This is a genomic window from Microcoleus sp. C2D2 (assembly GCF_036702495.1).
GTDB lineage: Bacteria > Cyanobacteriota > Cyanobacteriia > Cyanobacteriales > Microcoleaceae > Microcoleus.
In genome coordinates, this window is sequence record NZ_JAUBTO010000333.1 from 1 (window position 1) to 1890 (window position 1890).

Annotated in this window: 3 protein-coding genes; all 3 read right to left on the bottom strand. The window is 46.7% G+C overall.

Annotated features, from left to right (window positions below; all coding sequences use genetic code 11):
• Window positions 1-127: 127 nt before the first annotated feature.
• A complete protein-coding gene (locus QUB61_RS38800; RefSeq protein ID WP_333134527.1) occupies window positions 128-1060 on the bottom strand; it encodes a site-specific integrase in 933 nt (310 codons plus the stop codon).
• Window positions 1048-1341, bottom strand: coding sequence for a hypothetical protein (locus QUB61_RS38805; protein ID WP_333134529.1), 294 nt, complete (start codon window positions 1339-1341; stop codon window positions 1048-1050). Before QUB61_RS38805 ends, QUB61_RS38800 begins: the two co-directional genes overlap by 13 nt.
• 158 nt (window positions 1342-1499) lie before the next feature.
• Window positions 1500-1691, bottom strand: coding sequence for a hypothetical protein (locus QUB61_RS38810; RefSeq protein ID WP_333134531.1), 192 nt, complete (start codon window positions 1689-1691; stop codon window positions 1500-1502).
• Between the last annotated feature and the right edge of the window lie 199 nt (window positions 1692-1890).

A 1890-nucleotide genomic window follows, 5' to 3' on the forward strand; every position in this document is an offset into this window, starting at 1 on the left:
AACGGTTTGGGGAAGTCGTGACTTGGCTAGCATTGCAAGTGCTGGTCAGTCGCGCAACAATCTTCCTTAAACTCAAGATTGCAGATTCTGAGCTACATTGCAAGCTGCAATTGTAAAGTTTTGTGAGTCAAAGAATAGAGGGTAGCTCAGGGCGGTTGATTAAATGTCCATAAGTAGTGGCAACCATGCGCGTATCCGAGTGACCCAACAAATAAGCCACACCAGTCAGCGGGCAGCCTTGTTCGATCGCGTGAGATGCGAAGCTGTGTCTGATAACGTGCGGGCGACGGTAGGGAATTTTTGCAGCAGTCAAAACTTTTTTCCAGCGATCGCGAAAGTTGTTTGAGTCGATGTGACTCGTGCCAGCAGGATTCAGAAAAACTAAATCCTCAGAATTTTTACTGGCAGGCGAAACTTGCTCAAAAACTTTTGCAAGCTCGACATTGATTTTGAGAAAACGAACGCTGCCAGTTTTTGTAGACTTTCTGATTCGCTCGTATCCGTTGCCGTCTTTGCACTGAGCCAGAGATTCACAAATGCAGATTTCCTTGCGCTCAAAATTTACGTGCTTCCATTGCAAGCCGATCGCCTCGCTCATCCGGCAGCCAGAGAGAAAGAGGAATTTAGCGAAAGGAGTCCAGGCCGGATAACTTTTTTCAAAGCCGCTGATTATTTTGGCCGCTTCATTTTGCGAGAAGGGCTTGATGATTTCCTTGCTTCCCTTGCGAGGTCTGACTTTTAGCCAAGGATTAGCACTCACCAAACCTTCAGACTTTGCCCAATTACCGCAGGCTCGCAAGTAGCCGAGCTTTTTGTTAAAAGTTGCAGGTGCAATCTCAAAATTTAAGAGCCAAGAAATTTCAGAGCTCAGTGGGGAAGCCCTGAGAATTTGCGATCGCAGAGTTGCATAGTGGTCGGCACGGGTTTGCGGGGATAAATCCAAATTCTCAACCCAGGCGTCCCAAACTTCTAGCAGTGGCGGGTTTTTGTCAGGCTCTGATTGTAGGTGCTGCGAGAGTTGATTCAAAAGGCTTCGGAGTTCTGGCGTTAGAGGCTGCACAGCATTTCCCCCGGCACCAATTCTTCAGTAAAAAAGGGATAGTTACCGTTGGGGTCAATTGTGGAAGCCAGCCAGGTTATCATGTATTGCCACTCTCTCTCTCGTTGGTTCCAAACAATCCCAACGACTATTCCCGTTTCAGAGTGGGATTCTCCGCTATTTTCGTCAACCCAACAAAAATCTACGAACTGCCCGAACCAATATTCAGGCGTAGGATTTTCTGCGCCGAGCGTCAGAATCTGCAATCGCCAGCAGAGGCAATTGCCAGTAATAGGTGGCATAATTATTTTGCTCCAAACGTTCTAAGCCAACGATTTGGGGAAGCCGTGATTAGTTCAGTGTTTGCGCACTGGGCTATCGCGCCTCAATCTTCCTTAGTAATCACGATCGCAGCACCCAGCTACTTTGTCAAGGTGTCGCTGTAAAGTTTTGTACGAGCCTACATTTCCAAAATTAGTTCAGAGTCGGCTTCGTCTTCTGTATCCGGCAAGCAAATTTTGTGTTCAAACAAGTTCAAACACTTCTTGCACTGATATGTAGTGATGTCGGTGTTAGTCTCAGCATCCCACGTGCTGGCTACCCATCGGTTATAGCGGGATTTGCAAAACGGACACTCAAAGGTAGATGGCATCAGCTTTCTCCAAAATATATACAACAGCAAATAAGTTACTTGCCCTGTTAGATAACCGCTTATGGAAATGGTAGATAACCGCTTATGGAAATGGTAGATAACCGCTTATGGAAATGGTAGGCAACCGCTTATGGAAATGGTAGGCAACCGCTTATGGAAATGGTAGGCAACCGCTTATGGAAATGGTAGGCAACCGCTT

Bases quoted from the DNA above. Each gene is read 5' to 3' on its own strand.
- QUB61_RS38805 (WP_333134529.1), bottom strand. From the start codon at position 1,341: ATGCCACCTATTACTGGCAATTGCCTCTGCTGGCGATTGCAGATTCTG.
- QUB61_RS38810 (WP_333134531.1), bottom strand. From the start codon at position 1,691: ATGCCATCTACCTTTGAGTGTCCGTTTTGCAAATCCCGCTATAACCGA.